The sequence below is a fragment of the Sabulicella rubraurantiaca genome, assembly GCF_017355885.1.
GTDB classification, from domain to species: Bacteria; Pseudomonadota; Alphaproteobacteria; order Acetobacterales; family Acetobacteraceae; genus Roseococcus; species Roseococcus rubraurantiacus.
In genome coordinates this window covers 555,337-582,059 of record NZ_JAFEUU010000002.1, presented here as the reverse complement: position 1 = coordinate 582,059, position 26,723 = coordinate 555,337, and the positions used below count along the sequence as shown (strand labels likewise).

General features: G+C 69.7%; 24 protein-coding genes. 8 read left to right on the top strand and 16 right to left on the bottom strand.

Annotated features, from left to right (window positions below; genetic code table 11):
• Positions 1-247 precede the first annotated feature (247 nt).
• The 15 genes from JTJ31_RS06760 to JTJ31_RS06690 form a co-directional block, all read right to left on the bottom strand.
• A complete protein-coding gene (locus JTJ31_RS06760) occupies positions 248-1,360 on the bottom strand; it encodes a hypothetical protein (protein ID WP_207537838.1) in 1,113 nt (370 codons plus the stop codon).
• A gap of 3 nt (positions 1,361-1,363) precedes the next feature.
• The gene (locus JTJ31_RS06755; RefSeq protein ID WP_207537837.1) at positions 1,364-3,598 is read right to left on the bottom strand and encodes a hypothetical protein; all 2,235 of its coding nucleotides are present in this window, start codon (positions 3,596-3,598) and stop codon (positions 1,364-1,366) included.
• Positions 3,598-5,025, bottom strand: coding sequence for a hypothetical protein (locus tag JTJ31_RS06750; protein ID WP_207537836.1), 1,428 nt, complete (start codon positions 5,023-5,025; stop codon positions 3,598-3,600). The genes JTJ31_RS06755 and JTJ31_RS06750 overlap by 1 nt, the downstream gene beginning before the upstream one ends.
• Positions 5,015-5,470 carry a hypothetical protein gene (locus JTJ31_RS06745; RefSeq protein ID WP_207537835.1) on the bottom strand — a complete coding sequence of 152 codons (456 nt, stop codon included), beginning with the start codon at positions 5,468-5,470 and terminating at the stop codon, positions 5,015-5,017. The genes JTJ31_RS06750 and JTJ31_RS06745 overlap by 11 nt, the downstream gene beginning before the upstream one ends.
• Complete coding sequence (locus JTJ31_RS06740; RefSeq protein ID WP_207537834.1) at positions 5,467-5,829, bottom strand: hypothetical protein; 363 nt, start codon at positions 5,827-5,829, stop codon at positions 5,467-5,469. Before JTJ31_RS06740 ends, JTJ31_RS06745 begins: the two co-directional genes overlap by 4 nt.
• Positions 5,830-5,837: 8 nt before the next feature.
• On the bottom strand, positions 5,838-7,784 hold the full coding sequence (locus tag JTJ31_RS06735) for a hypothetical protein (protein WP_207537833.1): 1,947 nt from the start codon (positions 7,782-7,784) through the stop codon (positions 5,838-5,840).
• Positions 7,781-8,389, bottom strand: a complete 609-nt coding sequence (locus JTJ31_RS06730; protein WP_207537832.1) for a hypothetical protein — start codon at positions 8,387-8,389, stop codon at positions 7,781-7,783. Before JTJ31_RS06730 ends, JTJ31_RS06735 begins: the two co-directional genes overlap by 4 nt.
• Entirely contained in the window at positions 8,386-8,913 is a 528-nt protein-coding gene (locus JTJ31_RS06725; RefSeq protein ID WP_207537831.1) for a hypothetical protein, read from the bottom strand. The genes JTJ31_RS06730 and JTJ31_RS06725 overlap by 4 nt, the downstream gene beginning before the upstream one ends.
• The gene (locus JTJ31_RS06720) at positions 8,910-10,406 is read right to left on the bottom strand and encodes a hypothetical protein (RefSeq protein WP_207537830.1); all 1,497 of its coding nucleotides are present in this window, start codon (positions 10,404-10,406) and stop codon (positions 8,910-8,912) included. Before JTJ31_RS06720 ends, JTJ31_RS06725 begins: the two co-directional genes overlap by 4 nt.
• Positions 10,406-13,501, bottom strand: a complete 3,096-nt coding sequence (locus JTJ31_RS06715) for a hypothetical protein (protein WP_207537829.1) — start codon at positions 13,499-13,501, stop codon at positions 10,406-10,408. Before JTJ31_RS06715 ends, JTJ31_RS06720 begins: the two co-directional genes overlap by 1 nt.
• A 3-nt stretch (positions 13,502-13,504) precedes the next feature.
• Positions 13,505-13,762 carry a hypothetical protein gene (locus JTJ31_RS06710; protein WP_207537828.1) on the bottom strand — a complete coding sequence of 86 codons (258 nt, stop codon included), beginning with the start codon at positions 13,760-13,762 and terminating at the stop codon, positions 13,505-13,507.
• Complete coding sequence (locus JTJ31_RS06705) at positions 13,759-14,187, bottom strand: hypothetical protein (protein WP_207537827.1); 429 nt, start codon at positions 14,185-14,187, stop codon at positions 13,759-13,761. The genes JTJ31_RS06710 and JTJ31_RS06705 overlap by 4 nt, the downstream gene beginning before the upstream one ends.
• Before the next feature lie 18 nt (positions 14,188-14,205).
• Positions 14,206-15,384 carry a hypothetical protein gene (locus tag JTJ31_RS06700; RefSeq protein ID WP_207537826.1) on the bottom strand — a complete coding sequence of 393 codons (1,179 nt, stop codon included), beginning with the start codon at positions 15,382-15,384 and terminating at the stop codon, positions 14,206-14,208.
• Positions 15,385-15,408: 24 nt separating this feature from the next.
• A complete protein-coding gene (locus JTJ31_RS06695; RefSeq protein WP_207537825.1) occupies positions 15,409-16,215 on the bottom strand; it encodes a hypothetical protein in 807 nt (268 codons plus the stop codon).
• A gap of 261 nt (positions 16,216-16,476) precedes the next feature.
• Complete coding sequence (locus JTJ31_RS06690; protein WP_207537824.1) at positions 16,477-17,433, bottom strand: LysR family transcriptional regulator; 957 nt, start codon at positions 17,431-17,433, stop codon at positions 16,477-16,479.
• Positions 17,434-17,601: 168 nt separating this feature from the next.
• Between JTJ31_RS06690 and JTJ31_RS06685 the strand changes: the two genes are divergently transcribed.
• From JTJ31_RS06685 to JTJ31_RS06655, 8 genes are all read left to right on the top strand, one after another.
• Complete coding sequence (locus JTJ31_RS06685; protein WP_207537823.1) at positions 17,602-19,173, top strand: ABC transporter substrate-binding protein; 1,572 nt, start codon at positions 17,602-17,604, stop codon at positions 19,171-19,173.
• A 32-nt stretch (positions 19,174-19,205) separates the two neighbouring features.
• Positions 19,206-20,753, top strand: a complete 1,548-nt coding sequence (locus JTJ31_RS06680) for an amidohydrolase family protein (RefSeq protein ID WP_207537822.1) — start codon at positions 19,206-19,208, stop codon at positions 20,751-20,753.
• Between the two features lie 8 nt (positions 20,754-20,761).
• Positions 20,762-21,676, top strand: a complete 915-nt coding sequence (locus tag JTJ31_RS06675) for an ABC transporter permease (RefSeq protein ID WP_207537821.1) — start codon at positions 20,762-20,764, stop codon at positions 21,674-21,676.
• On the top strand, positions 21,673-22,533 hold the full coding sequence (locus JTJ31_RS06670; protein WP_207537820.1) for an ABC transporter permease: 861 nt from the start codon (positions 21,673-21,675) through the stop codon (positions 22,531-22,533). Before JTJ31_RS06675 ends, JTJ31_RS06670 begins: the two co-directional genes overlap by 4 nt.
• 6 nt (positions 22,534-22,539) lie before the next feature.
• Complete coding sequence (locus JTJ31_RS06665) at positions 22,540-23,517, top strand: ABC transporter ATP-binding protein (protein WP_207537819.1); 978 nt, start codon at positions 22,540-22,542, stop codon at positions 23,515-23,517.
• Positions 23,518-23,621: 104 nt separating this feature from the next.
• Positions 23,622-24,545 carry an ABC transporter ATP-binding protein gene (locus tag JTJ31_RS06660; protein WP_207537818.1) on the top strand — a complete coding sequence of 308 codons (924 nt, stop codon included), beginning with the start codon at positions 23,622-23,624 and terminating at the stop codon, positions 24,543-24,545.
• Positions 24,546-24,577: 32 nt separating this feature from the next.
• Positions 24,578-24,703, top strand: a complete 126-nt coding sequence (locus JTJ31_RS24945) for a hypothetical protein (protein ID WP_268957001.1) — start codon at positions 24,578-24,580, stop codon at positions 24,701-24,703.
• Between the two features lie 195 nt (positions 24,704-24,898).
• On the top strand, positions 24,899-25,429 hold the full coding sequence (locus tag JTJ31_RS06655) for a nuclear transport factor 2 family protein (protein WP_207537817.1): 531 nt from the start codon (positions 24,899-24,901) through the stop codon (positions 25,427-25,429).
• A 40-nt stretch (positions 25,430-25,469) separates the two neighbouring features.
• Here the strand turns inward: JTJ31_RS06655 and JTJ31_RS06650 are convergent, their stop codons facing one another.
• The gene (locus tag JTJ31_RS06650) at positions 25,470-26,636 is read right to left on the bottom strand and encodes an alpha/beta hydrolase (RefSeq protein WP_328805685.1); all 1,167 of its coding nucleotides are present in this window, start codon (positions 26,634-26,636) and stop codon (positions 25,470-25,472) included.
• Positions 26,637-26,723: the final 87 nt, after the last annotated feature.

Here is a 26,723-nt window from a genome sequence, read left to right as displayed (position 1 = left end):
AGGCGGGGGCGGGGGAGGAGATGGTGGTCATGGTCTGGGTCCTTTGGCTCTCGGTGGGTCCCGTGCTGCGGGAGTGAGGCCATGCTACCGATCCAGCATGATCGGCCCAGACAATAGAGGCGATGAAGGCGATAGAAAGCGCCTATGGGAAGCGAAGGCACCTTGGCCAAGTCACGCGGCACGGCCGGGGCGCACACAACCCCGGCCAGCCCTCAACCTAAGTGGTGCCTCCGCTTGGCTCCGTCACCTAGAGCCGCTTGAGAGTCTTAACCCGTGCAAGCAGCGCCCCAGCCGAACCGGCCTGGAGTGCAACGCCTTGGCGCGAGGCAATGCCCGTGAGCTTCGTCGCATCAAGAGACGCCATGTCATCAATCGTCTTCACGCCCTCTGCCTCAAGGGCCCGGGTCAGGGCAGGGGAAATGTCCTGCACCTTGTCGAGGGTGGCGGCGCCAACCGATCCGGTGGCTTGGCCCAGATTCTCCCGGATCTGGGCGTCGGCGCCGAGGCCCTTCACGAGTGACGCGTCCAGCTCGGTCATTCGCCCCAGCAGCTCGTCCGAGTTTGCAAAGCGCTCGGTCGGAGGAATGGAGGAAAGTAGCTCACCCAGGGGACGTCCGTCGCTGCTGAGGCGGTTTCCGTGCTTCTCGATGAGGTCCTTTGCCGTGAAGCCGTTCCCGAAGTCGTGGAGAATTGCCGGGTCCTCCGTAAGGATCTCAGCAATCCCGGGGGCGCGCGTGACGGGCTGGACGGCCTGCGGCGTGCGCGTCTCGGTGATCTGCGGCAAGGTGACAACCTGCCCGCTCTCGAGCTGCCAGATCTGGGCCGGGCGATCCAGGATCACTCCCTTGCCGAGGAATTTCGGACCGGTGACGAGCGGGCCCGTCACCACGGGCGTCGTCATCGTGCCGCGCTTGAGTTGCGCGATGTCGGCATTGATTCGGTTCAGCTCAGCGCGGATCTCGTCCAGTGCCTGGGACAGGCTGGCCCGCATTCCCTCGATGCAGGTGAAGGCCTGCGCGGCGAGGCGACCCAGATGGTCCAGATCCTCCTCGATCTTGTGGAAGCGCGCGTTGAAGCCCTCGTCGCCGCCCTCGGTCTTGCCGGCCTGCACCACGCTCTCGCCATCCGTCCAATCGGCATGGGCGAAGCGGCGCTGGAATGGCGGCGGGGAGCAGTCGGGCTCGCTGGGCGGGAAGGGCCGCGAATAACCGAAGCTGCGGCCTGCGCTGTAGACATTGTCCAGCAGCCAATGCGCTGCCATCACCTTCGCGTCGGCGATGTCCAGCTTCTGTTCGAGGAAGGTCTTGTAGACCATGTCCACGGTGGTGGCGCCGAAGCTGAGCTGATTGCTGCCTGACATGGGTCAGATCCCTTTCTCGGGCTCATCCAGGCCGCGCAGGCGCGGCATCCGGAAGCGGCGGTAATGGCGGGCCAAGGACGGCGGCAGGGGATCAGCAGCGCCGTCGCCGTCCAAGTCCACATGGGCCTGACGGAGCCGCCACGTGTTGATCTCGACGCCCAGCGCAAAGCAGCGCTCCAGGGCGTTCATCAGCCACTCGTATTCCGCGAGGTCGAGCAGCCTTCCCTCGGGCAACTCGCAGCGGATCTCGTAGGGGTCAGGGCGGCCGTCCCGGATATGTCCCAGCGCCACCAGCGCGATGAGGCCAGGCTCACCCGGCGTGAGGACCGCGTGCGGCCCTTGCTGGGCCAGGGTGGCGGTGCCGCTCAGCGGCACGACGGCCCAACGAAGACCGGTGGCTCTCCGCTCGCCCAGGTTCACCCCCGCAATCGGCAGGGGCGTCACGCCCGCGACCAACAGGATCTCGGTGGGAGTGGCGAGGGGCAGGAGGGAGGTCACCCCGCTCTCGCGCAATAGCTGAACCAGGGATTGGAGCGGCGCAATCGCCGCCACGGCGCCCGCCCGGATCTGTGCGGAAAGCGCAGCATCGAGGACGATCGCCCGGTGCAGTTCGGTCGGCAGGATGTCCAAGGCCTTGGTGGTGGCAGCAGCGGCCCCCGGGGCCGGAAGCCCGGCCGCCGCGAGCAGATTGGCGACGGTGCTTCCGGCCGGGACATCGACCGAAGCCGCACGGCGCGCGGCAGCGGCATCAGGATCCAGCACGGTGAAGCCGGGCGCGCCAGAGGCCGGCTGCCGCGCAGTGGCTTCCGCGAGAGCACGCCCCAGCGCCTCGTTCAGCGTCGGGTCGCCCTCGGCCTCGAAGGCGGCGTGGAAGCTGGCCGTGGTGCCGAGCGGCACGACCGACGGCCCGGTGATCGTGAGGCCTCGCATCGGCATGTCCGACAGGAAGAGCGCGCCGGTGGAGAGGCGGTGCCGCGTCCTGATGCCGGCCGCGCGCCACAGCCAGTCGAGGGTGACATCGCCCTCTGGCGGCGGTTCGGCCCGCGCCTCGGCGATCAGCGCCTCTGCCTCGCGGTCGTCTCCCGCTTCGCGCGGGGCGAGGAGGAGGTCGCGCAGCGCATCGGCTTCCCCAACCGCCACGGGCGTGACGCTGAGGCCCAACCCGGTTTCGAAGCGGTTGCCGCCAGCCGGGTCCTGCGCCTGCTGCACCGCAAGCCGCCCGGCATGGCCCAGCGCGGCCAGAATGCGCGCCGCGCGGTCCATCGCGACGGCCAGCCCGGGCGAGAGCGCCGCGCCGGGCGGGAAGTCGAAGCCGCCCCGCAGCCGAGCCCGCAGTGCCTCCACGGCCGCCCGGCGCGGAGCCGGAAGGAAACGCGGCGCGTGGACCGCGTCGGATTCTGCGTCGGCGCGGGGATGGACGAGCCAGTCGGCGCGCAGCCGCGCCAGCATCTCGTCACGCGGGGCTGCCGGGCCGATGGCCACAAGGCTGACAGCGACGGCGAGAGGGTTGCCCGGCTCGGCCAGCCGCACCTCCGGGATGCCCTGGCGCAGCAGGGAGAGAGCAGCCGCCGGCGTGGGCGCGATGAAGGGACGATAGATGCCGAGGCGGCGCCGGAAGGCGGGATCATTCTCGGGCTCCGGCCGTGCCGTGATCTCGCGCCGCGCCGCGTCCCATTCGGGCACCGCGTCCAGCCGCGGCACGCCGAGATCGGCGCCAAGTCGGTCGAGCGCGTCGTCGGCCGCCTGCTCCAGCCGCCGCATGGCGAGAAGCCGCCGCGCCTCCCGCCGGGTGCGCGCCTTTTCTGCTCCCAGCACGGCGATCAGGCGGCCAAGTTCGCCCTCGCTCAGCAGCCCTTCCAGCCATTCGCCGAGTTCCGCGCTGGGCAAGGGAGTGCCGCCGAGCGTCGCGGAGATGGTGAGGGTGAAGGGGCCACCGGCCTCCACCCCGGGGTTGAAGAGCGGCAGGGCGGTGCCGGCCTCGCTCCATTCTGCGAAGGAAAGCGGCGGCAGGACCGCGCCGTCCGCCTGCTCTGCCCGAACTTCCAGCGGCCGCGCTTGCAGGTCGCGCCGCACGGCGAGGAGCAGCAGGGGACGCCGCGTCGGAAAGCCGACCGCAAGGGCGCCCACCTCGTTCACGGAAATGATGCGCTGGGCGGCGCCGGCCCGCAGCGGCGCGGTCAGGTGCGTCGCCATCGCGCGGGCGCTGGCGGCCCCGAGGAGATCCGCCAAGCCGGCCATCAGATGATCTCCAGCCGGACGGGTGTGTCGAGATCCACATAAGCGGGGATGCTGTCGGCACCCGGATCCACGTTCTGGCCCACGGGCAATTCCTGCGGCGCGCCCGGCGTCCCAGTCGTGGCGGGGTAGCGCAGCAGCCGCACGTCGCGCGCATCGGCAACGCCGGGCTCACTCATCAAGGTCCAGATCACCTCAGAAACGCGAACCGGCTCGCCGAAAGGCAGCGTGTCCACGTAGCGTTGCAGACGGGCGTGCAACCGGGCACGCAGGGCGGCGGCGGCGGCCGAGGCATTCACCACGGCGGCGGTTCCCGTCGGCATGGGCAGGCCGCGCACCACGAGGCGCGCGGCGACCCCGACCCCGACCTCGTTCGCCTGCTGGATGTTGGGATAAATGCCGATGGGCCGCACATCCTCCAGCGCCTGCTGCACCATGGCGTGCAGCCCATCCGGGCCGGACCAGATGGCGGCCGGGGTCGGGGCTACCAGCACTGTGACGTAGTAGGGGCTGGCCAGGTCGCGCTCGGTGCCGAAGAGCCGCTCGATGAAGTTGAAGTTGCCGAAGATGGATTGCTGGAGGTCGAGCCCGCCGCGCAGATCCACCACCTGTACCTGGCGCACGCCCGGCACGAGGGAGACCGCAACCTCGACCGCCGCCGCGGTCCAGATTGAGCGCGGAGCGCGCAGCAGAAGCTGGCGGTAGCGCAGATCCGGCCACCCCTTCTCGCCGCCGGTCAGCTTCTCCTTGTGCTCGATCGTGAGCAGGGTCTTGCCGGCCGAGGCTTCCGCCGCCTGAAGTCCGGCGGCCAGCGGGTCGGTGGGATTGACGCGGTCAATGCGTTGGGGGTGGCCGCCTGAACCCGCGAAATCGGGATCCAGATTGTGGCTAGGGCCGGGAATGAAGGCTTCCACCGCCGCCTCGCGCCGCTTCTCCGCCCCATCCAGCACCACCGTCTCCGACAGGGCGACATGGTGGCCGCCGGGCGTCAGCAGCCGCAGGCCGCGCGGCAGGGTCAGCTTTTCGACGCCCGCCGGCAGATCCTCCTTCAGCTCAAGGGCGACGCGTCCTGTGGCCGCCAGGCGCGGCCGCGGAAGCCCAAGCTCCTCGCCCAGCGCGGAGAGCGCGGCGCCGCGGGCCGAGGAGACGAACATGTCGTCATAGGCGGCGGCCAGGGCTGACCATTGCCGTGCATCCTCCAGCGCCGTGATCTCGAGAAGCTTACGGACGACGCTGCCGCCCGAAAGATCCACCTCGGGGCCGAGAAGGGCACGGGCCAGCGCCAGCTTCTCCGCCAGCAGCCGGGCGAAGGGCTTGGGCATGAAGCCGGTGGTGGTCACCCCGAAGCCGGGGCTGCCGCTCGCACGGAGCAGAGCGTCATCCACAGCCAGGACCTCACCCGGATCGAGTGGCCCGGTGCTATCGGACATCGGCGACCTCCCCGTTCAGGATCGCGGCCTGCCGCGTGCCGGCGACCGTCTCGAACTCCGCCAGGACTTCCAGGACGCGGCTGCCCGGATCGCGGTGGGGCGGCCCATCCTCCGCGCCGCCGAGGCGCACGGAGACGATGCGCCGGATGCGCGGCTCGGCGCGCAGCACGTCGATGACGGCAAGGCGCAGCCTTTCGCGCCGAAGCAACGGGTCTGCCTCGCCCGCCAGCGCAGCTAGGCCGGCAAAGCCGAAGCGGAGGTCGAAGAGGTCACTGCCGCGCAGCGTCACCATTGCGAGGGTCAGCGCTTGCGCCACCGCCTCCGCGCCACGCACCTCGCTGCCCGCCGAAAGATCCACGTCCAGCCCGGCCGCGGCGCCCACGGAGGGGTGGACGGGAACCAAGCGGAGGGCGCGGCCCAGGGCGGCTTCGGCTTGGCTGGTCATGTGGTCTCCAGCTTGGTCTGCCGCGGGCTGCCGGGAACGAGCTGGACGCTGTGCGGCGGCATGGCCGGCGGTGGTGGCGAGACACCCGGCGGGGGCGGCGTGCTGGACTGGATGACGGCCGAGGGGAGCAGCACCGCCTCGCCAGACACAAAGAGCTTGCTGGCCTGCCCGCCCTGCACCGAGGACACGCCGGAGCAGACCGGCACGCTGGAGGCGGCGCCCTTGCAGGCGGCGACGGTCGAACCCTGGAGCCTGGGGGCGGTCAGGACCTGCGCACCCAGCACCTGAAGCTTCGCCGCGCCCTGTGGCACGACGTTGCCGCTGTACTGGCAGATCATCGGATCGAGGGTGGTGAGCACGCTCGGCATCACGTCACGCTGACCCGGTTCTGCACGGAGATGTCCACGTCCTTCGCCTTGATCGAGACTTTTCCGTCCGTGCCCGCATCCAGCGTGATGTTCTTGCCGGTGATGGTGATGACGCCGTCCTGGTCCATCGAGATCACCGCCTTGGTGTCGGAATGGCAGATCGCGAAAGCCGCGCCGTGGGATGTGGGGCGGGTTCCGGCCTTGGCGTTGTCGTCCTGGCCGATCCGCAATGTCAGCTTGCCCACCTGGATCACCCGGTTGCCGGCAGCGTCGATCAGGTCGTGCGTCGCCTTCGCATCCGGCCCCGGTTCGTGACCCTGCATGTCGCCATTCTCGAGGGCGGAGGTGCTCGCATCGCGCGGAAGGCAGAGCCACCAATCGCCGGGGCGGGGGTTCATCCGCTGTCCTGGTCCCCAGGTGGCGCCCATCTCGAAGGGATCGGCGTGGTTGCCGTTGCGGTAGCCGAGCATGACCCGCATGCCGGGATACCGTGGCAGTGCCAGTCCGCAGGCGCCCCAGGCGAAGGGGCTCAGGCTCGCCACCGCCTCGCGCTGGACCGCGCGGTCGCCTCGCGCGATCGGGTGGCGGCGCAGCGTGTTCGACTCGCCCGCATTTCCCGTCGTGCCCTCCCAGGTCTTGAGCGTCATCGCCGGCGTGGCGGGCGGGGCGGCGGTGGCGCTGCGAATTTCCGCCACTTCGGGCAGTCGCAGCCGCATGAAGACCGACCGCGCGAGGTCACGCACCTGCCGCCCGACCTGCGAGGCGGTGTCGCCGCTGCGCGGCGCGCGGGCTGGGACTGCGCCGGCCTCCCTTTCGAACAAGGTCCAGGGATTGGGTGGCAGGGCGCCTTCCACATCCAGCTGCAGCGCCGTCACCTCGGTCTGGAAACCGGCGGTGCGCGACAACCGATGCGTGACGGAGGTGATGTAGACCGTCGTGTCCGGAGCCTCGGCGCCCCCGAATCCGGATGCAAGGCCGGACAGCGCGCCCGCGAGCGCGAGGCCGGCGCTCGGCACGGTCGTCACGGCTTCCTCGGCCGGCGCCTTGAAGCGGGCCACGCCGCCCGGGTGCAGGTCCGGACGCCCGCGCAGCAGCAGGCGCCAGTTCCGGGACGCCTGAGTGGCTTCCCCGCCCGACTCTGCCACGGCCGAGGCGAGGCCGCTGGCATAATCGAGCACGGGCACTTCGCCTGCTGGGAAAGGGATGCTGCGGCGGCCAAGATGCAATGCGCCGTGGCGCAGCAGCGCGACGGAAGGCGCGTCCCCGCGCAGCCCGGCGGCGATGCGCTCCGTCAGGGCCTGGACCTCGGACAGGCAGGTGCTGCGTTCGCCGCCCGAGCCGGTCTTCTCCGCCTCGGGCGGGGTGCCCGGCGGCATGAGCGACCCTCCGCGCGGTTCAGAGGAGATGGTGATGCCCGCATGCGTGGCGATGATCCGCAGCAGGGCGTCCAGGCTGTCCACGCAGACCAGCGGGACATGGTTCGACGCCAGGCGCTCATAGGCCCAGTCCCGCCCCTCGAAGACCGCGTCGCCGCCGCGCAGCCCAAGGCCACGCCCGGCGCGCCGGATGGCGAAGCGTGCCACCAGCGCGGGGGTGAGCTGCGCCCGGCTCGCGCTCTGCTGGAAACCCGCGAGCCCGCTGAAGTAGCTGCCGATGCTGGAATTCACGTCTTGCCAGAAGAGGTACAGCTCGGCCGCTGCGGCGGCGCGGGCGACGCGGTAATGCGCGTCAGTCATGGCCTCGATGGAGACGGAGAAGCGGCCGCCGGTCAGGTCGCCCGGCAGCGAGGCCTCGATGCGCGCGAAATAGTCGGCGTGGCTGATGACCAGCGCCGCCTCCGCCGGGACCGGCGCGCGCGCCTGGTCGCGCGTCAGGAAGGCGACGGCCCAGCCCGCCAGGTTGCCGACCCGCGCCGCTCGGGCCTGCGAAAGGGGATCGAGATTCATCGCAGCCTTTCCTTGAGCTGGGCGATCCGGCGCAGCCGCATCGCGACGCGGAAGCCGCGCCGGCTTTCCATCCGGTCCTGCGCCGGCAGGCGCGCGACGACGGCGGGGCTGGGCGGCACCGGCCCGTACTCGGCGACGCCGAGATCCGCCGGGCCGGCCGAAAGGGCGACAAAGGATCCGTGATCGCCGGGGCCGAGCAGCGTGCCCGCATGGATCGCCCACCGCCGGATATGCAGGCGCAGCCGCGCCGACCCGTCTTCCTGCGCCACGTCGGCGAGCAGGCCGGCCGCGAGCGGCAGCACCGCGACCGTCACGCCGTCGAACTGGATCCGCAGCCGGGGCGCGGGGCGCGAGGAAAGCGGCGGGCGCTCCAACAGCGGCGCGGGCTCCGCCTCCTCCAGATCCGAGGAGATGAGCGTCCCGGGCGGAAGCTCGAACAGCGAGGCGGCGACGCCGAGCGGCATCACCAGCACTGCGCGCCAGCGTGGCATCAGCGCGACGGCGTGGGGAAGGCCCTGGGTGATCGGGCTCTCCACCGCCGCGAGACCGTCCGGGAGGGGCGGTGGCGGGTTGAGCCGGGCGATGATGGGGAGGTTCGTGTTCATCCGAAATCCGCCAAGGCGCCCACGCCGATCGCGGCCACGTCCAGCAGCTTGCCGAGGGGCGAGGGGCGCGGGACATGTTCCAGCGTTAGGGACACATCCAGCGCCTCGCGGCGGGCGCTCGTGGCCGCGAAGGTGAGCTGTTTCACCTGCATGTCGGTCCGGATGGTCATGGAGGTGGCGACCACAAGGCCGCCTGCCGCGAGCCCGGGCGCGCCGACTGCCCCCGCAAGCGCATTGGTGAGGGCCGCCGCCGCGGTGCCGCGCTGGGCTGCCTCGGCCTGGGTTTCGAGGGCGAGCTTCCAGGCATAGCGCTCAGGCCCCACCAGCAAGCCGCGAAGCCGCAGCGTGGCGTCCTTCACCGGCGCGATCGCACGCATTCCCGCGCTGCCGATGGGTGGGAGGTGAAAGGTCTGTTCCAGCGTGATCTCGCTCACGACCCAGAGCGGGATGAACAGGAGCCCGCCATCCCAGATCAGGGCGGAGGGCAGGACGCCGTAATCGTGAAAGGATTTGTTTCCGCTCACGGCGCCATCCTTCCGCCCACGGGCGGCACCACGCGGATGCCGAGGCCCTTCAGCCGCTCCGTAATGCCCGTTACGTCGCCCATCTCGCTTGTCACGCGCAGGCGGATGCGGTGCCGGTCCAGTACGGCGCGGATGGCGCGCTGGTTGGCGGGCAGGCTGTGCTGCTCCGGTGTCCAGCCAGCGGTCAGCGCGTCCAGCTCGTCCGCGGCTGAGCGCAGGCGGGACAGGGCCTCGCCCATGCGGGGGTCGGGAACGACGCCGGCGGCGCGCTGGCGCAGAAGCGCCGCCTCGATCTCCGCGATGTCGTTTCGAATGTTCGTGATGAATCTCGGCCCCTCGAAAGCGGAGACACCCGAGATCGAGACGGGATCGCGCGCCACGCCGCCGCGATGCGCTTTGTCGTCCACGTACCAGAGATCGCCATTCTCCCGCATGACCAGAAGATCGGTGCCTGGATCGCGCGGGTTCACGCGGCGGTTTCCGGGCAGGCTGGGGTCGAAGGCCGCCGCGTCCTTGAGAATGGCGGAGCCCGGCTCGCTGCCCACATTGAAGGCGGAGCCCCATTCGCTGATCGTCGGGCGCACGCCCGAGGTCATCTCGCCGCGCACGTACCCGCTGAAGCTGCCTTCTGCTCCGTTGGCCTGCCACTTCTTCCAGAGCACGAGAAGCTGGGGCCGGTTCGTCTCCGCCATTGGACCCAGCACTGTATTGTCGCCGAGGCAAAGCGTGGCGAGTGCATCGGGCAGCACGGCCACGGCCGCGCTGCGCCGGGCCAGGGCGGCGGGATCAGTCCGGCCGAGGCGCGCGCGCGCCAAGCTCATCTCCTGCACCGCCGCCGTCAGGTCGGCGAGTTCGGCGGGCGTGAGGTTCGCGGCCTGGCCGAGTTCCGCGAGGCGCGCGGCCTGCCCGCCCGAGGTCTCGGCCGCGAGGGCGAGGCCCAGCATGTCGCCATGCTCCGGCGAGGCGACGAGGCGGTCGATCAGCGCCGCTCCCCTGGGGTGGCTGGCGCGGGCCGCATCCATCGCAGCTGCGATGCTCTCGGGCGGGTGCGGCGACACCTGACCCGGCCGGGGCGTGGCCTCGGCCCCCGTGCCGCCCATGATGCGCTCCGCGCTGGCCGCGCCATCCAGCCCCTCCATATGGCGACGGACGGAGGCGAGGCCGCTCATCTCGGCCTCAAGATCGCTGAACAGCCGGGAGAAGCCAGGTCGGTCCAGGCCGTCCGGCAGGATGCCGTTCTGGACCACATGCTCCACCGCATCGGAGATGCGGCCGCGGATCGCCTCGATCCGCTCCAGCCGCCCCGCCATGTCGCGCAGATAGCCCGCGCCCAGATCCTCGGTGACGTGGACCATCAGGCTCCGCAGAAGGGACGACGCGCGGTCCCTCGGAATGCCGAGTCCTTCCAGCCGGGCCACGGCCGCGCGCAGCCTGGGATGGGTCTCGCTGAGCGAGCGGAACAGGCCGGGGGGCAGGCGCGGGGTGAAGCCCATCAGGGTTGGGCCTCCTGCGCGAAGCCCGGGGGCAGGGGGGCCTGGGCGCGGCGATCCGCGTCCTGTTCGATGGAACGGATCAGCCGCTCGGCGCCGGCACGCCCGCCCACGGCGCCATGCACGGCAAGCTCCCGTTCCAGGGCGGCAAGAACGGGGCCGGAGACCACTTCGATGACCTTGTCCATCACGAGGTTGGTCGCCGCCTCCCGGATCAGCGCGGGCAGCAACTCGCGCGACAGGGCTTCGGTGGTCTGGCGGCTGGCGTGGCGCAGCACCGAGCGCCCGGCGATGCGAAGCCCCGCACCCGCCCCGGCACGCAGCCCGCCGCGCACCCCCACTGAGACAGCGCGCACGGCCGTCGTCGCCTCGGGGACCAAGGCAAGGGCGAGGCCGACATAGGAGATGTACAGCTCCATCTCCAGCTCCGCGCGGTTCAGCACCAGCTCCGGATTGATGAGGCTGCCGTAGAGATCCATTCGCGAGCGGGCATGGACCACCTCGACCGTCGCGAGGGCGACGCCGGCAACGAAGGCGGCTGGCGGGCAGAGCACTGCGAGAATGGTCAGCCCCGCGAATTCGACGAAGCGGGAGAAGGTGGCCTTCGCTTCCTCGTTCAGCAGGGCATGGCGGATGCCCGCGCCCCAGATGGGGTCGCCGCGGAAGAACGGCCCCAGCATCTCGTGCGCCAGCAGGTGCGTCCCGGTGAGGGCATAGGGCGCGCCGGGCACCTGCGCCGCCATCGCATCGCGCGTGATGCGCGCGGCCTGGAGGCCGAACAAATCGTCGTCGGCCGCCTTCTCGCGCTGCTCCTTGTTGCGCCGCGCCATGTCGGCGAGGAGGTCGCCCAGGATGCGCTCGGCCGCGGTCGGGTCGGCGCGGAATGCGGCCACCGTCTCCGGCACGTCCGCGACCTGCTGGATCAGCGGATCGATGCTTTCCGCCTCGCCCCGCTTCTGCGCGATGGCCACCTGCAGGGCCTGCCGGGTCCAGAGGAAGCCGCGTTCGTCGCGAATGCGCGCGACGCCACCTTCCTCGACGATTGCCGGGCCCTCGCCAGGCATGTGAGAGAAGCCCTCGGTGGAGACGCAGGCATCTGCAAGGGCGCGTGCCGCTGCACCCCAGCCGGTCGTCGGAGACACCACGGCCTGCACGGTCCGCGCCCGCTCATGCCGCTCGAGCCGCGTCAGCATGTCGGTGAGCGGGCCGATCTCCGACAGGCGGGAGAGCATGATCTCCTGGAAGAGCGGCGCATAGGCGCGCAGGTTCTTTTGACGGGCGGCGATCTGCTCGGCGCTGGTGTTGAGCAGCTGGTGCATCACGACCTGGCAGCCGGCGATGAAGAGGCGCCCGACCGCCCGTTCCAGCCTCTCGCGCACGTCGTAGAGGAAGTCGGTGACCCAGTGATGCGGGTACTCACCATATTCGCCGGTGAGATGGGTCCGGCCTTCGCCGGTGTGCACGTCGCGCACGAGGCGCATCAGATCCGCCGTGCGTGACGCGGCCTGGGCCAGGCGGCGAAGCAGCTGGATGGACGCAGAATCGTCAGGCGCGAAGGAAATGCGGCCCATATTCCCGCGCGTGCCGGCGGGGGCCATGGTGCTGCGGCCCGGCCCCTCGGTCGCGGCCATGCGCGCCACGGCCGCGGCGAAGTTGGTGATCGCGCCCGTCGCCATCACGCAGAAGGTGGCGGGATGCTTGCAGGGCTGGATCCCCAACCGGGCGGCGATCTCGTTCACGAGCGCCGTCATGCGTTCGCCCAGGGCGCCGAGCCGCGCCGGGTCCGCCTCGGTGCCCCGGTAGGGGGCGCAGGTGACGGTCTCGGCGAAGAGGGAAGGGGGCAGCATGGGGAACATGCGGCCACCCGCGCTGCTGCCATTGCCGAAGATGCCGTACTTGCTGCCGCCCCCCTCAGCGCCTCCCTCTCCGCCTTCACCGCCGCCCGTGGAGCCCGTGCCGCCGGCCTTGCCCTTGGCACCGCCCCCGCCGCCCTTCGCTCCGGCGCCAGCCTCCCCGGCCCCGGTGCCGATCCGCACATCCGAGACGCGCGAGTAAGGGATGACATAGGCGGCGCCGGTCCAGCCGATCTCTGCTGCGAGGTCGCCGGCCGTGGCGACGTTGAAGCTGGTGCCCTCGCCGAAATCGATCCGCAGCATGTGCGTGCGGTCGGGGCGGATATTGGCGGCCATGCCGGCCACCATCTCCTCCACGGCGCGCTCGACGGATTGCTCGTACTGCGCCTCGTCGAGCAGCTGTTCCTCCATGGCTTGCGCCTCAGAGAACTGGGCACGGATCGAGGTGCGCAGGCCGGGGCCATATTGCTGCCGGATCATCGCGGCGCGCGCCTCGCCGGCGGGGGGAAGCGGCTCCTGGGTCAGTGTCGCAGGGACTGGCTGCGGAAGGAGCGGCTCCTCGGCCAGCTGGAAGCCCTGGCCCTGACGTCGCGCGCGAATGACCTTCTGCGGCGGGAAATCGACGACGCGCGTCTTCCCAAGCTCCTGGAACCCATCGGTCGTGACGTAGAGGAACCAGCGGCCCTGCTGGATCGCGAGGAGGGCGATAGGCCCGTCGCTGATCGTCGCGCGGTAGAGGGCGGCTTGGCGCCAGAAGGCCTCGCGCAGGACCTCCAGATTTGCCGGCGGCTCCGTCTGGGCATCCCATTCGAGCATCGGAACCGGTGGTTCGGTGCCCGCCAGCGGCACCACCGCCGTCCCGCCTTCGTAGCTGTCCAGCGCATAGCGACCGAGCGTGCGGAGGCGGTGCGGATCCGGCGCCTCGCGCGGGGCGCGCAGCGCGGCAGGCTCTGGCGCGTGCTCCTGCAATGCTTCCGTGGCGCGCGCGATGGCCAGGGTGATTGCGCGCTCCGCCGCCTCGCGTCCCGTCCGCCCGACGGAGGAGAGGGCGTCGCCACTCCAGGTGATGCTCGGCGGGTGCGGATGGATGGCGGGCGCGGCCCCGGTGGCCGCGAGGGCGCGGCTGCTGCGGCGCATCGCCCGGCCCAGCGCGCGGACCAGCGCCGATTCCAGTTCCGGCAGCCGGTCCTCGAGCACCTCGGGGACGATGCGGAGGCGGATCGGGATGTGGACCGCAACCGTCAAGGTTCAGCTCTCCGCTGCCCCGTCGAGGCCGTGGCTGAGACGGGCGAGAACGTGCTCGGCCAGCGCGTCGAGGTCGAGCGGCGCGCCGCCGGAAGTGACCTCGATCTCCACCGGGAAGTGGTAGTGCACCGCCGCGGGTCCGGCCGCGAGGCCGCGCTCGACCAGCGCCTCCGAGCCCGGGGCGGGCAGGATCACCTCGCCCTCATGGACGAGGGCGATGCCGGTGCGGCGGACCCGCGCGCTGGGTCGGGGGCTGATCATACCGTCACCGGCTCGCCGATCTTCGGATCGACCGTCGTCTCGAGGCTGAAGCCGCTGAAGGTCGCGCTGGGCGCCCCCGAGATGGTCGCGGCGCCGGGCTGCGCCGAGGTGATGACGCAGCGGCGCATCACGAAGGCGGAGAAGGTCCAGTCATCGCCTTCCTGTTCCTGCAGCAGGATGTCGAAGGGCGTGCCGCGGAGGGCGAGGGCGGTGAGCTGCCCCACGACGCCGCCGATGGCGCGGACGGTCAGGGAGAAGGTGAGGGAGCGCGGCTGGTAGACCACGCCGATATGCGTCCGCTCCACTGAATGAAGCGGCTCCGCGCCCAGGGAGAAGGTCGGGCTGAACTGGTCGATCGGCGAGATCACGGTCGTCGCCCCGTCCACCTGGAAGCTGACGACGAGGCGGGTTTTCCAATCGGGCATCGTGCTGTCTCCTCGGCCTTACGCGAAGTCCATGCGGAGGGTGACGCCGAGGCGGTGGACCTGCGGGCCGTAGAGGATGGCCACGAGCATATCCACCGCCCGCGTCGACCTCGCTTCCGTGATGAGTTGCTTGTCGGCCGCGGTCAGCGCGGAGTCCGGCAGGGACAGCAGGTCGATCAGCGGGATCTGGACCGTGTAGCCGTCGATGATGTTCTGGCGCTTCAGATTGGCGACGATGCCTTCCGCCGTCATCTTGACCAGGGTGAGGCCGGCCTTGGTGATCCGCGCGTCGCCGATCGTGCCGATGAGCCCGGCGCGCAACCGGAACTGCACGTCGTCCAGCACGCGCATGATGTCCACGAAGGCGCGCCGGTTGTCGGAGGTGAAAAGCCCGCCATCGGCGAGGAACAGCCCCTCGCCGGGAATGAGCTCAGGGTCGATGATCGGGATCACGCCCTCCGCCGCGAGGGCGCGGATCTCCGTGGGGGTGAATTGCAGCTCCTTGGGGATGGTGACCCCGCGAACCTGCTTCAGCACCGGGGAGACATGGGGTGGATGGCCGGCGATGGCGCCCATGGCGGCAGAGGCGAAATCCTGTGCACCATCGGCCGGGCTGCGTGCCGCGACGACGATCATCCGACTGGCGCCGCTGCGGAGCGTGGCCCCGGCAGGCTGGAGTGCCTGCAGCGCATCCTCGGCCCATTGCTGCGAGAGCGCGCGGGCCGGATCCGCCATCGCCACGCCGAGGCGCGGGCTGCCGGCGAGGGAAGCGTTCTCCACATGCGTCTTCAGCAGGCGCAGCGCGGCCACGTCCGTCTCGCCCGCCAGGCTGACGAAGTTGACGTCGTCCACGGCCTCCAGGGCGCGCAGCGCGTCCTCGTACCCATCCGCCGCCGCGCGCACGCCGTAGACCTTCACGGGCGGCGGATCCTGCTGGAGGGCGAGAAGGAGCGAATCATAGAGAGGGGTCGCGGTCACCAGCGTGCCGGCATCGTTGGTTTCGGCGAAGAGCTTCGCCGCCTCCGACGCCGTGGTGACGACCCGTGGCGCCGCTACGGGCGCCGCGCCCCCGGTGGGACCATCCGGGGTGATGCCCACCACCGCGACAACCCCGGTCGCGCGCCGGGCGACCGCGCCCGGAGGGGGAATGACCTTCACTTCGACGAACGGATAGGCGACCACGTCGAACAGCGGCATCGGGCGATTCCCTTTACATGGTGGCTACGGTCCTGCGACGGCGAGCCCGATGGACTCGCGCTGGAAGAATTCCTCCGCCGCCGCGCGGCGACTGGCGGCATCGTCGCCGGGCCAATCCGCGAAGGCGGCAGCAGGCATGATCAGGAGCGGAAGCACCTGGACGCGCCGGCGCAGTGGTGCGGGCGGCGGCAGCGCTTCGGCGTCGCGCGTCAGGTGGTCGCGCAGGGCACGTGCCTCCGCCAGGAACTGGCTGAGCGAGGTGAGGCTTTCGCGCGCCATGACGGCAATGGTCACGGGGAGGATGACGGGAACGGGCGGACCTCCCGCCGGGGCGCTGAAGCGCAGGCGCACCGTGCCGCGTGCCTCCTCGTCCCCTGCCGCGCCCAGGGCGCCGAGGAGGCGCCCCAGCGTTGCGTCATCCAGCGCAGCGGGCTGATGCATGTGGCCCCGCAGCCGTGCCGCCAGTTCCTTTCGGCGCGCCGCCTCTAGGGCGGATGGCTCGGCAGGCAAGGCGCCCTCTGCCGCGACGATGGCGCGGTCGAGATCGGCGGCTGCGAAGGCCGGAATGGCTTCCTCGATCACGCTGTCGCGTGGCTCACGGCGCGCGACGAGGTTGCCGCGCCAGAGCGCTTCCGCGCGAAGTGGAAACCCGGTCAGGAGGCCGCGCAGGACCAAGCGGAGCTCCGCAGGCACGGCCTGATCGGGGAAGCGAAGCGTACCCTCGACCGTGACGCTCGGGTTGACCTCGATCCCTGACTGGGTGCTTTCGAGCACAAGGGAGAAGGGGCCCTGGAGCGGATCGAGCGACAGGTCGAAAGCGGCAGCTGCCATTTGTGCGAGCGCCTGTTGATCCAGCACCGCGTTCTGACCTGCGTCGGACGCAAGACGGATGAGCAGGGTATCCGCAAAGTCCACGAGGCATTCGCTCCGAGGCTTGGCGTCAGCCTATGCAAGGGGTCGGATGTCCGTCACGCGTAAAATATGAGACGGAATGAATCATTCGAAAGAAAAGCCCTGCCTTCGGCCTCGCGTGGGCTGACTGATCGAGTGGGCCAGGACGGTGCTGCCGTCACCTGCGTCGCTACACGGCCTTTATGCATGCTTCAGCTTCGCAGCCTTGGGCTCGGTCCGGCCCGCGAAGAGTTCGCGTTCCGTCAGGAGAACGCGAGCAAGATAATCGACCAGGGCGCGGACCCGTGCCACACCGCGCTGCTCCCGGCGCGTCACCAGGAAAACCCCTTCCACCGGCCCGCCATGCGATGTTGCGACGAGGCGCAGCTTGGGCTCGCGGTCGCCCATGTAGCGCGGCAGCGCCGCCACCCCGAGCCCTGCCACCGCGGCGGAGAGCAGGGCCGTCGTCGTATTCGCACGGAGCACAGGGGGAACGGTCCCGAACAAATCGCGGATCCAACGGTCCTCCGGGAAGGCTGAGAAACCCTCCTCGAAGGCGACGTAGCGGACTCTCGAGGGAGAGCCGCGTTCGAGCGCGCGCGCCGCCGCGGCCGCGAGCCGCGGCACGGCATACAGCCCGAAGTGGCAGTCACAGATACGACGGACATCAAGCCGGTCGGCTAGCGGGGAGCTGATCCTGACCCCGACATCGGCATCCCCGCGCAACATCCCTGAGAAGTCGAGATCTGTCAGGAGAGCGACCCGTATGCGCGGATAGGCATGCAGAAACTCGCCGAGACGCGGAATCAACACGTCCGTCGCAAGCCCGGGCGGGGCGGCAAGGCGTATGGATCCCGAGAGGCTCCCATCGGCTGCCCGCGCCGAGCGGGTCAGCGCAACGATGTCGGAACGGATCCGGCGTGCGCGCCCAAGAACTTCCTCGCCCGCGGGAGTTCGGACGAGCGCCCCGCCCTGCCGCCGGAAAAGCCTTGCCGCCAGATTCGATTCCGCCGCGGCCAGCCGGCGCAGCACCGTCGTGTGGCTGACACCCAGCGCCCGCCCGGCGCCCAGCAACGTCCCTGCCTCATCCACCGCGAGAAGGACGCGGAGGTCGTCCCAATCGAAAGGGCCAGGATTGTCGCTGCGTTCCGCCATCATCGTCCGTCTCCAGCGCGATTGTGCACGCATGCACATTGCGTGAACACTCTTTGGCGTTGCCGGAGATCTCGAGGCGGCAGCATGCTTCCTCGCACTTGGGCTCGCGTACAGGCGCGCCCTGCCTTGCGGCACCCGCACGCCGCCGAACAAGAGGAAAGGCATATGCGGATGAGAATTGCTCTCGCTGCCCTCGCCCTGGCCCTTGCCGCAGGTCCCGCGGCGGCACAGCCGAGGGGCGACCTGCGGGTCGTCGTGGGGAATTTCGGCCGTGAGATGCTGGACCCGGCGCTGACCACGACCCAGGACCTCCAATATGCGGGCCACATTCACGATCCCCTCATTGCGGGGGATGCGAGGGGCCAGCTTTCCTCCGAGCGGGGACTTGCCGAGTCCTGGGAGCTTTCGCCCGACGCCACGACCCTGACGCTGCGGCTTCGCCGCGAGGTGGTCTGGCATGATGGCCGCCCCTTCACCTCCGACGACGTGGTGTTCACGCTCGGGGAACGCCTCGTGGCGCAGGATGCCACCTGCACCTTCTGCCGCTTCCTCCGCTCAGGCATTGACCGGGTCGAGGCGCCGGACGCGCACACCGTCACGATCCGGCTCAAATTCGCCGACCCGACCTTCCCGAGCATCCTGAGCTCGCGCGACGGCGACATCCGTGTCCTGGCCCGGCACAATTACCGGCGCACGGATACGGGCTACGAACTCATCGGCAACCCCGTGGGCACGGGGCCCTGGCGCTTCGAGAGCTTCGAGCGCGGCGTGGCGATGCGCCTTGCCGCGAACACGGCCTATTGGGATCAAGGCCGCATGCCCCAGTTTGCGACCCTCCGCATATTACCGCGCGCGCAGCCCAGCACGCGCCTCGCCATGGTCCGCTCGGGCGAGGCGGATATGGCCTTCATTGACCCGCGTCAGTCCGCCGACGCGCGCCGGGCCGGGCTCCGGCTCCACATGCTCGAAGGGGCGACGATCAACCTGCTGTCCTTCATGGGATGCTGGCAGCCGGAGATGCTGTGCCATCGCCAGGAGCTTCGCGAGGCGATCGCGCATGCCATCGACGTCAACACCATCGTCGCGCGCTACTATCCCGAGGGAAGCGGCCGGCGCGTCGCAAGTTCGGTCTGGACCGAGGCCGCGCTGGGCTTTGACCCCGGGCTGACTCCGTACCGCTATGATCCGCGGCGTGCACGGGAGCTTCTGCAATCCATCGGCTATGATGGCCGGCCCGTGAAGATCTGGGTGGTGCCGACGAACTCCAACCCCGAGGCCCCGGAGATCATGCAACTCGTCGAGGGGTACCTGCGCGCTGCAGGCTTCCGGACGGAAGCCACCTCGATGGAGTTCGGCGCCTTCCGCCCGCGCTACGCCAATGACCCGCAGAACTTCGAGACGCGCTACGCCGCGCATCTCTACATCGACTCGCCAGCGGCCCGGCCGACGGTAATCCCGAATCTGTCCGTCTCGTACATCAGCCGGCAGGCGGGGGGAATCATCCAGGCGTACTGGAACCCGGAGCGCATGGATGCGGACTTCGCGCGACTGCGAGGGATGACCGATCTTCGGGAACTCGACGAGGCGCTCCGCGAGGTGAACCGCAGGACCTATGCCGAGTACGCGTTCGTGCCGGTCGCGGCACGCGCCGTCGTGGCCGCGGTTGGCCCGCGCGTGTCCGGATGGTCGCCCGGTAATTTCGGCATTGCCTGGAATCTCGAGACCGTCGGGCGCGCGGACTGACAGGGATGTCAGTTGGAGAGAGAAGCGAAGCCATGCCGGGCGAAACGACGCTGGTGCGCGGCCGGCACGTCATCCTTGGAGTGGATGGGCGAGGGGAGGCGGAGGTCATCGGGGATGGCGCCCTTCTGATCAAGGATGGAACCATCCTCGAGGTGGGCAATCACCGGGACCTCGCGGAGCGGCACCAACCGGCCCGGATCCTGGGGTCGGACGACCACGTGGTTTGCCCAGGCTTCGTCAATGCGCATCACCATGTCGGCCTCACGCCGCTCCAGCTCGGCTCGCCCGATCTGCCACTGGAGCTCTGGATCGTCCGGCGCCTAGCCTCTCGCTTCGTGGACCCCTATCTCGATACCCTCTACTCCGCCTTCGAACTCCTGGAGAGCGGCGTCACGACGGTCCAGCATCTGCATGGGAGGACGCCCCGGCCCGTGTCCCGGATCGTCGACACGGCGTCGGACGTCATCCGGGCCTATGAAGACATCGGGATGCGCGTTTCCTATTCCTACGGCCTGCGCGACCAAAACCGCATCATCTACGAGGACGACGAGACATTCGTGGGGCGATTGCCGGCTGACCTTGCCGGCCCAGCGCGTGCCCTCCTGGCCGAGCAGACGCTGGATGTCAGTGAATCCCTGGCGGTGTTCGATGAGCTTCACAGAAAATACCTCGATCACGATCGCGTCACGATCCAGTTGGCGCCCGTCAACCTCCATTGGTGCTCGGACACGGCGATTCAGCGGACGGTCGAAACCGCGCGGCGCCACGGTGTGCCGATGCACATGCACCTTCTGGAAACGCCGCTTCAGAAGGAGTATGCGCGCCGGCGGACGGGCGGATCAGCGGTCTCGCATCTGCACCGGCTTGGGGCGCTGGGCCCCGATATGACCCTGGGCCACGGCGTCTGGGCGACTGAGCCGGATATCGAGCTGATTGCCGATACGGGCACCTGCCTCTGCCACAACTGCAGCTCCAACCTTCGCCTGCGCAGCGGCGTCGCGCCGATCAACGCGTACCGACGCCGCGGCGTCCGCGTCGCGCTCGGCATCGACGAGGCGGGCATCAACGACGACCGCGACATGTTGCAGGAGATGCGGCTCGTCCTTCGCATGCACCGCGTCCCAGGGCTTCGCGAGGAAGAGGTCCCTTCCGCCGCCGAGGTGCTTGGCATGGCCACGGAAGGCGGGGGGGCGACCACCGGCTTCGGGCGGCGCATCGGTCGCCTCTCGCCAGGCTGCGCCGCCGACCTCATCCTGTTCAACTGGCGGCGCGTCACGCGCCCCTTCCTCAGCGATGACGTGCCCGTTGCCGACGCGCTCGTTCAAAGAGCGCGCCCGTCCGACATCCACGCCGTTCTCGTCGCCGGAGAGGTGGTGCTGCAGGACGGGCGGTTCCTGCGGGTTGACCGGGAGGCCATGCTCGCTGAACTGGCCGCTCGCATGCGTGCGGCGCCTACCGAGGTCGAGCAGCGGAACCGGCATCTCGGCCTGGCGCTCCTGGAGGAGGCACGCCGCTTCTACGACGGCTATCTCGCAGGCGAGCGGCGGGAGCCGCTCTACCGCCTCAACTCAGGGACCTAGCCGCCGCCATGCTCCCGATGATCGCCTCGCGCGCCCTGCAAGCGTTGCTGACGCTGCTGCTCACAAGCGTGGTGGTGTTCGTGCTGGCGAGAACGTCGGGCAACCCTGTCGATCTCGTTCTGCCGCCCGAGGCGACCGCGGCCGAGCGTCGTATCTTCATCGAGCGCAATGGCCTCGATAGGCCCCTCCCTGTGCAATACGCCGTCTTCCTCGGCGGCGTGGTCCAGGGCGATTTCGGCATGTCGATCCGCACGCGGCAGCCCGCCGTGGACCTTGTCCTGGAGCGCCTGCCCAGGACGCTGATCCTCGCGACGGCAGGGCTTTTCATCGCACTCGTGATCAGCGTGCCGATCGGCGTCCTCGCCGCTGCCCGCCGGGCCGGCTTCTGGGACAGGTTCGGACAGGGCTTCGCCCTCCTTGGCCAGTCGGTGCCGGCATTCTGGCTCGGGATCGTCCTGATCCTGGTCTTCTCGGTCCATCTGCAATGGCTGCCCTCGTCGGGCACCGGTGGGTGGAGGAACTACGTCCTGCCCGCCATCGTGCTCGGCTGGAGCATCAGCGCCGGCGTCGTGCGCCTCCTGCGCTCAAGCATGCTGGAGGTCCTCGGCACGGAGTTCATCAAGCTCGCGCGCGCCAAGGGCCTCACGGAGCGGCGCGTCATCTGGAAGCACGCGCTCTGGAACGCGCTGATCCCCGTCATCACCTTCATCGGCTTCATGTATGGCGTGATCATCGCCTCGGCCGTCGTCGTGGAGGTGGTGTTCGGCTGGCCGGGCCTCGGCTACCTCGCCTATGAGTCGACCCTCTGGCGTGACTTCCCGGTCCTTCAGTGCGCGGTGCTGGCCTACACTGCCGTAATCGTCACCATCAACCTCCTGGTGGACATCTGCTACGGGCTCATTGACCCGAGGGTCCGCGCATGAGCCTGGCCGCCGGAGTGGCGCTGCCTCCACGAGGTCGTCGCCTGCCCTGGGTTGCGCTGACGGTCGTTGCCCTGACTATCCTTGTCGCGGCAAGCGCCGGCTGGATCGCGCCGCACGACCCCGAGGCGATCGACCCGATCAATGCCACGCTTCCCCCGGTCTTCCTGGATGGAGGCACCTCCGACTACCTGCTCGGCACCGACCGCCTGGGCCGGGACATCCTGAGCCGGATCCTGCACGGCGCACGTCTCTCGCTGGGCGTCGCGGCGGTGGCGTTGGCCCTGGGCGGCTCCGTGGGCACTCTGCTCGGCCTGATTGCGGGCTACCGCGGCGGCTGGGCCGACGCGTTGATCATGCGGCTCGCGGACACGTTCCTCGCCTTCCCGAGCGTGCTCATCGCGCTGGTCCTCGCGGTGACGGTCGGCCCGGGGTTCTGGGTCGTGGCACTCGTGCTCGGCCTCGTGCTATGGGCCCGCTTCGCGCGGCTCGTCCGGGGCGAGGTGCTCTCGTGGAAGGCTCGCGACTTCGTCGCGCTCGCCCGCGTGGCGGGCGCAGGCGGCCCCTACATCGTGCTCCACCACATCCTGCCCAACATCGTGAACAGCCTGGTTGTGCTTTGCACGCTCCAGGTCGGCTGGGCGATCGTCGTCGAGGCCTCGCTGACCTTCCTGGGCGCCGGGATCCCTCCGCCAGCCCCCACCTGGGGCGGGATGGTCGCGGAGGGTCTCGACTTCATCGAGACGGCCTGGTGGATCTCGGTCATGCCGGGTGTCGCGATCCTCGTCGTCGTGTTCGCGTTCAATCTCCTTGGGGACTGGCTGCGTGACTGGCTGGATCCGCAGCTGAGGTCGGTGTAGCGCGGCATGGAAGCGGCACCCCTTCTCGAGGTCGAGAACCTCTCGGTCGATGTCTTCGGCGAGCGCGGTGTGGGCCGCGCGGTCGATGGGATCAGCTTCACCGTGCGGCGTGGCGAGGCGCTGGGGCTGATCGGCGAGTCAGGCTCGGGCAAGTCGCTGACCTGCCTCACGGTGATGCGGCTCAATCCGTCCCCCAGCACGCGGGTTGCGGGCGGAATGCTGCGCCTCGACGGCAACGACCTCCTGCGCCTGGGCGAGGACGAGATGCGGAGCTACCGGGGCCGCCGCATCGCCATGGTGCTGCAGGACCCCATGGCGGCCCTCAACCCCGTCTTCCGGATCGGTGACCAGATCGGGGAGGCGCTTGCGCTCCACCGTGGCCTCCGCGGTGCCGGGCAGGAGAAGGTCGCGCTCGAATTGCTCGGGCGGCTCCGCGTTCCGGACCCGGCACGAACGCTCCGGAGCTTTCCGCATCAGTTGAGCGGCGGCATGCGGCAGCGGGTCGTTTCCGCCATTGCGCTGGCCGGGCAGCCCGAACTCCTGATCGCCGACGAGCCCACGACAGCACTGGATGTCACGGTTCAGGCCGCCTACCTGGGGCTCCTGAGGCAGCTGCAGCGCGAAAGCAGCCTTGCCGTGCTCTTCGTCACCCACGACCTCGGCGCGATCGCCCGTGTCTGTGATCGCGTGGCCGTGATGTATGGCGGCCGCATCGTCGAGGTGGCCGATGTTGGGACCGTCTTCCGGGCGCCGAGCCACCCGTACACGCAAGCGCTGCTCCGCTCGATGCCCGACGTGACGCGGCGGTCGGACCGCCTCGACCCCATCCCTGGACAGCCGCCATCCGTCTTTGCGCGTAAGCAGGGCTGCCCCTTCGCGCCGCGCTGCGGTGAAGCGATGCCGCGCTGTGTGGAAGAAATGCCGCCAGAGAGATCGGCCGGACCCGGCCAGGTGGTTCGCTGCTGGGCAAGGGGCGCCGCGTGAGCAGCAGCCAGGAAGCCGCGAGCCCTCGGCCAACTATCGAAGCCCTGAATCTTGCCAAGGCCTTCAGTCAAGGGCGCGCGTGGGGTTTCGCCCGAAAGGCGCCTTTGACGCGCGCAGTCGATGGCGTCTCCCTTTCGGTCCTGCCTGGCCGCACCCTGGCCTTGGTCGGTGAGTCCGGTTGCGGCAAGACCACGACGGCGCGCATGCTGCTGCTTCTTGAGCGGCCGGATGCGGGTGCCGTCCTGTTCGATGGCGTGGACATCCTGCGCGCCGACGCGGCGGGAATTCGGAGGTACAGGCGCGCCGTCCAGGCGGTCTTCCAGGACCCTTGGAGTTCCCTGAATCCACGGATGCGGGTTGGGCAGATCATCGCCGAGCCGTTCCGCCTCAACGGCGATGCCAAGGCACGCGAGATCGCCGAGCGCGTGTCGGCGGTGCTTGAGGAGGTCGGGCTCGATCCGGCCTCGGCGCGGAACTTCCCCCACGAGTTCAGCGGTGGGCAGCGGCAAAGGATTGCCATCGCACGGGCCATTGTCGCGCGGCCGCGCGTCGTCGTCCTGGACGAACCCGTCTCGGCGCTCGACGTGTCGGTCCGTCTCCAGATCATCAACCTCCTCGTCGAGACACAGAAGCGGCTGGGGATGAGCTATCTGCTCATCAGTCACGACCTGGCGACCGTGCGCTACCAGGCGGATGAGGTGGCCGTCATGTATCGCGGGCGGATCGTGGAGCAAGGGGCGGCCGAGGAAGTGTTCGGTGCGCCGCTTCATCCTTACACCCAGGCACTTCTCGCCGCCGCGCGCTTTGTTCGCCCGGAAGAGCGTGACGCAGAGCCGAGCCCCTCGGCGTCGCCGGACGAGGCTTCCAGCCCAGGCAGCGGGTGCGCTTACGCAGGTAGCTGTCCCTTTGCGATGGAAGTCTGCCGGGCCCATGAGCCCGTTCTTGCACAGCTGGGCGCGTCCCACGCCGTCGCATGCCACCTCCACACAGGTGAGAGGAACCCTGGAGCGCCCGAGAGAGCCTCCTGATCTGGCTACACCGCCGGCAGGCCGCGCAAGCCATGGGCCTCCCCTACCTTCGCAGCGCCGGACGCATGGTGGCGCTCGAAACGGACGTGCTGTCCAACATTCTTGTGGCTGGGCGGTGGCTCGCTGTGCAGGAAACCGGCCGCTTCCGCTCTGCCTAGGAATGCCTGTCAGGCATTCCCGCCCAAAAAGGACGACGAACTTCCATTGCCAGAAGGTTCAGCTCCTGGCGATTTCTTCTTTGGATTGCGCAGACTTCACATAGGCTTGCGAACGATGCGGGGCTTCTGCCCTGGCAGGGTGGTATCCCACCGCCGCGAGGCTCGCTCAACCCAAGCGACAAGGACGGAGTGCCAATGAACAGCCAAGCAGCCGTCGAAAGTGGAACCGATCCTGGCGGAAATGCCGCATCAACGGAGCGGCAACTTCTCGAGCGCTTCTTCGCGGCCGTGCAGCGGCGCGACCACGAGACCATCGCGTCCTGCTACACCGAGGACGCCACCTTCGAGGACATCGCCTTCTCCCTCTCGGGCCGAAGCGAGATCCACGCGATGTGGCGCATGATCGCAGCCTCCGACCTGCGCGTGACCTTTGTGGTGGAGGATGCCAGCACGCAGGAGGGACATGCGCGCTGGACCGCCGACTATACGTTCCGCGCGAAGCCCGACGCTCCCGGCCGTCCGGTCCACAACGAGTTGCGCTCCTCCTTCGCGTTCCGGGACGGGCGGATTGCGCGACAGGTGGATGAGTCGAATGCGCTTCGCTGGGGCATGCAGGCGCTAGGCCCCGTCCGGGGCGTTATCTCGACGCTGCTGCCCTTCCTCCGCCGCCGCGCCGCACGCCGCAAGCTCGACGACTTCAAGGCACGCGAGCGTCAGCCGCGCTGACACCACCGGATCCGGCGCGATTCCTCGAAAGAAATGAGAATCAGCCCCGCCGCAGGAACTCCAGCAGCCGCTCCTTCACCGCCTCCGGCTGCTCCTGCTGGACCCAATGTCCTGCGCCTTCGATGAGATGGCAGTTCAGCATCTGCGTGCAGGCCCGGTTGCGCATCGCGTCGAGGGCGCCCGGCGTCTGGTGGATGCCCCAGTCCTGTGCCCCGGCAATGAAGACGGAGGGCACGTCGATGGTCCGGCCGGAGAAGACGCGCAAATCCGGGTCGTTCACGCCCTCGGTCCGGCACCGGTACCATTGCAGCCCGCCCTGGAAGCCGGTGCGGGCGTATTCGGCGCTGTAGACGGCGAGTTCGTCCTCGGGCAGCCAGCGGCACGCCGCAATCTCCGCGGCGCCGGGCATGTGCGGGGCCACCGTCTCCGCCATCCCGCGCTCCAGCTCCATGATGTAGTAGGTGGGCAGCTTCGCCAGCTCCTCCGCGATCCATCCACGCAGCGGCGCGGGCTGGTTCTCCTTCCAATCCGCGCTCTTGTTGTGGAAATAGGCGCGCAGGAAGGCGTGGACGCCCTCCGGCGGGTGCCACATCTCCGCATTCGCCGCGCGCGTGGAATAGTACCACTGGTAGTGCTTGCGAGGGCGCGGCAGCCGCGCCAGCGCCTCGTGGATGTCCGGGCCGGTCTTGGGGGCGGGTGGCGGCGCATCGGCCGTGTCGAAGGGCAGGGAAGGCGTGCCTGCGAAGGGCGCGCTCATCAGCGCGACGGAGCGGAACACGTCCGGCCGCACCAGCGCCGCCCAGGCCGCAACCGAAGCGCCGAAATCATGCCCCACCACCGCATGCACGGAGCGCACCCCAAGCGCCGAGAGAAGCGCGAGCGCGTCGCCCACCAGGTTCAGCAGCCGGAAGGAGCGGAGGTCGCCATCATACTCGGCATCCCAGCCCGTGGTCCGCCCATAGCCGCGCTGGTCGGGCGCGATGACGTGGAACCCGGCCTCGGCAAGGGCCGGCATCACCTTGCGCCAGGAATAGGCCAGCTCCGGGAAGCCGTGCAGCAGCAGGACGCAAGGCCGGCCTTTCGGCGCGTGGCCCGCTTCCAGCACGTGCATCCTCAACCCGTTGACGCCATGGACGAAGCGCGAGCGGATGCCAGGAGGAAGCAGCGCCTCGTCGAGGAGCGGCATCTCCGCCGATGTCGTCGTCATGCTTCGTCTCCTGTTTCCCTGCGCGCAGTTCAGCATCCCGGCCGCGAGCCGGCGAGCCCATGCCGAGGGGCATCCGCCCGAGCAGCG

What these genes read in the sequence shown, in the direction of transcription:
- JTJ31_RS06665 (WP_207537819.1), top strand. Translation starts at nt 22,540, where the DNA reads ATGGAAGCGGCACCCCTTCTCGAGGTCGAGAACCTCTCGGTCGATGTC.
- JTJ31_RS06710 (WP_207537828.1), bottom strand. Translation starts at nt 13,762, where the DNA reads ATGATCAGCCCCCGACCCAGCGCGCGGGTCCGCCGCACCGGCATCGCC.
- JTJ31_RS06735 (WP_207537833.1), bottom strand. Translation starts at nt 7,784, where the DNA reads ATGAATCTCGATCCCCTTTCGCAGGCCCGAGCGGCGCGGGTCGGCAAC.
- JTJ31_RS06655 (WP_207537817.1), top strand. Translation starts at nt 24,899, where the DNA reads ATGAACAGCCAAGCAGCCGTCGAAAGTGGAACCGATCCTGGCGGAAAT.
- JTJ31_RS06685 (WP_207537823.1), top strand. Translation starts at nt 17,602, where the DNA reads ATGAGAATTGCTCTCGCTGCCCTCGCCCTGGCCCTTGCCGCAGGTCCC.
- JTJ31_RS06650 (WP_328805685.1), bottom strand. Translation starts at nt 26,636, where the DNA reads ATGACGACGACATCGGCGGAGATGCCGCTCCTCGACGAGGCGCTGCTT.
- JTJ31_RS06745 (WP_207537835.1), bottom strand. Translation starts at nt 5,470, where the DNA reads ATGACCAGCCAAGCCGAAGCCGCCCTGGGCCGCGCCCTCCGCTTGGTT.
- JTJ31_RS06750 (WP_207537836.1), bottom strand. Translation starts at nt 5,025, where the DNA reads ATGTCCGATAGCACCGGGCCACTCGATCCGGGTGAGGTCCTGGCTGTG.
- JTJ31_RS06680 (WP_207537822.1), top strand. Translation starts at nt 19,206, where the DNA reads ATGCCGGGCGAAACGACGCTGGTGCGCGGCCGGCACGTCATCCTTGGA.
- JTJ31_RS06755 (WP_207537837.1), bottom strand. Translation starts at nt 3,598, where the DNA reads ATGGCCGGCTTGGCGGATCTCCTCGGGGCCGCCAGCGCCCGCGCGATG.
- JTJ31_RS06700 (WP_207537826.1), bottom strand. Translation starts at nt 15,384, where the DNA reads ATGCCGCTGTTCGACGTGGTCGCCTATCCGTTCGTCGAAGTGAAGGTC.
- JTJ31_RS06760 (WP_207537838.1), bottom strand. Translation starts at nt 1,360, where the DNA reads ATGTCAGGCAGCAATCAGCTCAGCTTCGGCGCCACCACCGTGGACATG.
- JTJ31_RS06730 (WP_207537832.1), bottom strand. Translation starts at nt 8,389, where the DNA reads ATGAACACGAACCTCCCCATCATCGCCCGGCTCAACCCGCCACCGCCC.
- JTJ31_RS06720 (WP_207537830.1), bottom strand. Translation starts at nt 10,406, where the DNA reads ATGGGCTTCACCCCGCGCCTGCCCCCCGGCCTGTTCCGCTCGCTCAGC.
- JTJ31_RS06690 (WP_207537824.1), bottom strand. Translation starts at nt 17,433, where the DNA reads ATGATGGCGGAACGCAGCGACAATCCTGGCCCTTTCGATTGGGACGAC.
- JTJ31_RS06705 (WP_207537827.1), bottom strand. Translation starts at nt 14,187, where the DNA reads ATGCCCGATTGGAAAACCCGCCTCGTCGTCAGCTTCCAGGTGGACGGG.
- JTJ31_RS06670 (WP_207537820.1), top strand. Translation starts at nt 21,673, where the DNA reads ATGAGCCTGGCCGCCGGAGTGGCGCTGCCTCCACGAGGTCGTCGCCTG.
- JTJ31_RS24945 (WP_268957001.1), top strand. Translation starts at nt 24,578, where the DNA reads ATGGGCCTCCCCTACCTTCGCAGCGCCGGACGCATGGTGGCGCTCGAA.
- JTJ31_RS06675 (WP_207537821.1), top strand. Translation starts at nt 20,762, where the DNA reads ATGCTCCCGATGATCGCCTCGCGCGCCCTGCAAGCGTTGCTGACGCTG.
- JTJ31_RS06695 (WP_207537825.1), bottom strand. Translation starts at nt 16,215, where the DNA reads ATGGCAGCTGCCGCTTTCGACCTGTCGCTCGATCCGCTCCAGGGCCCC.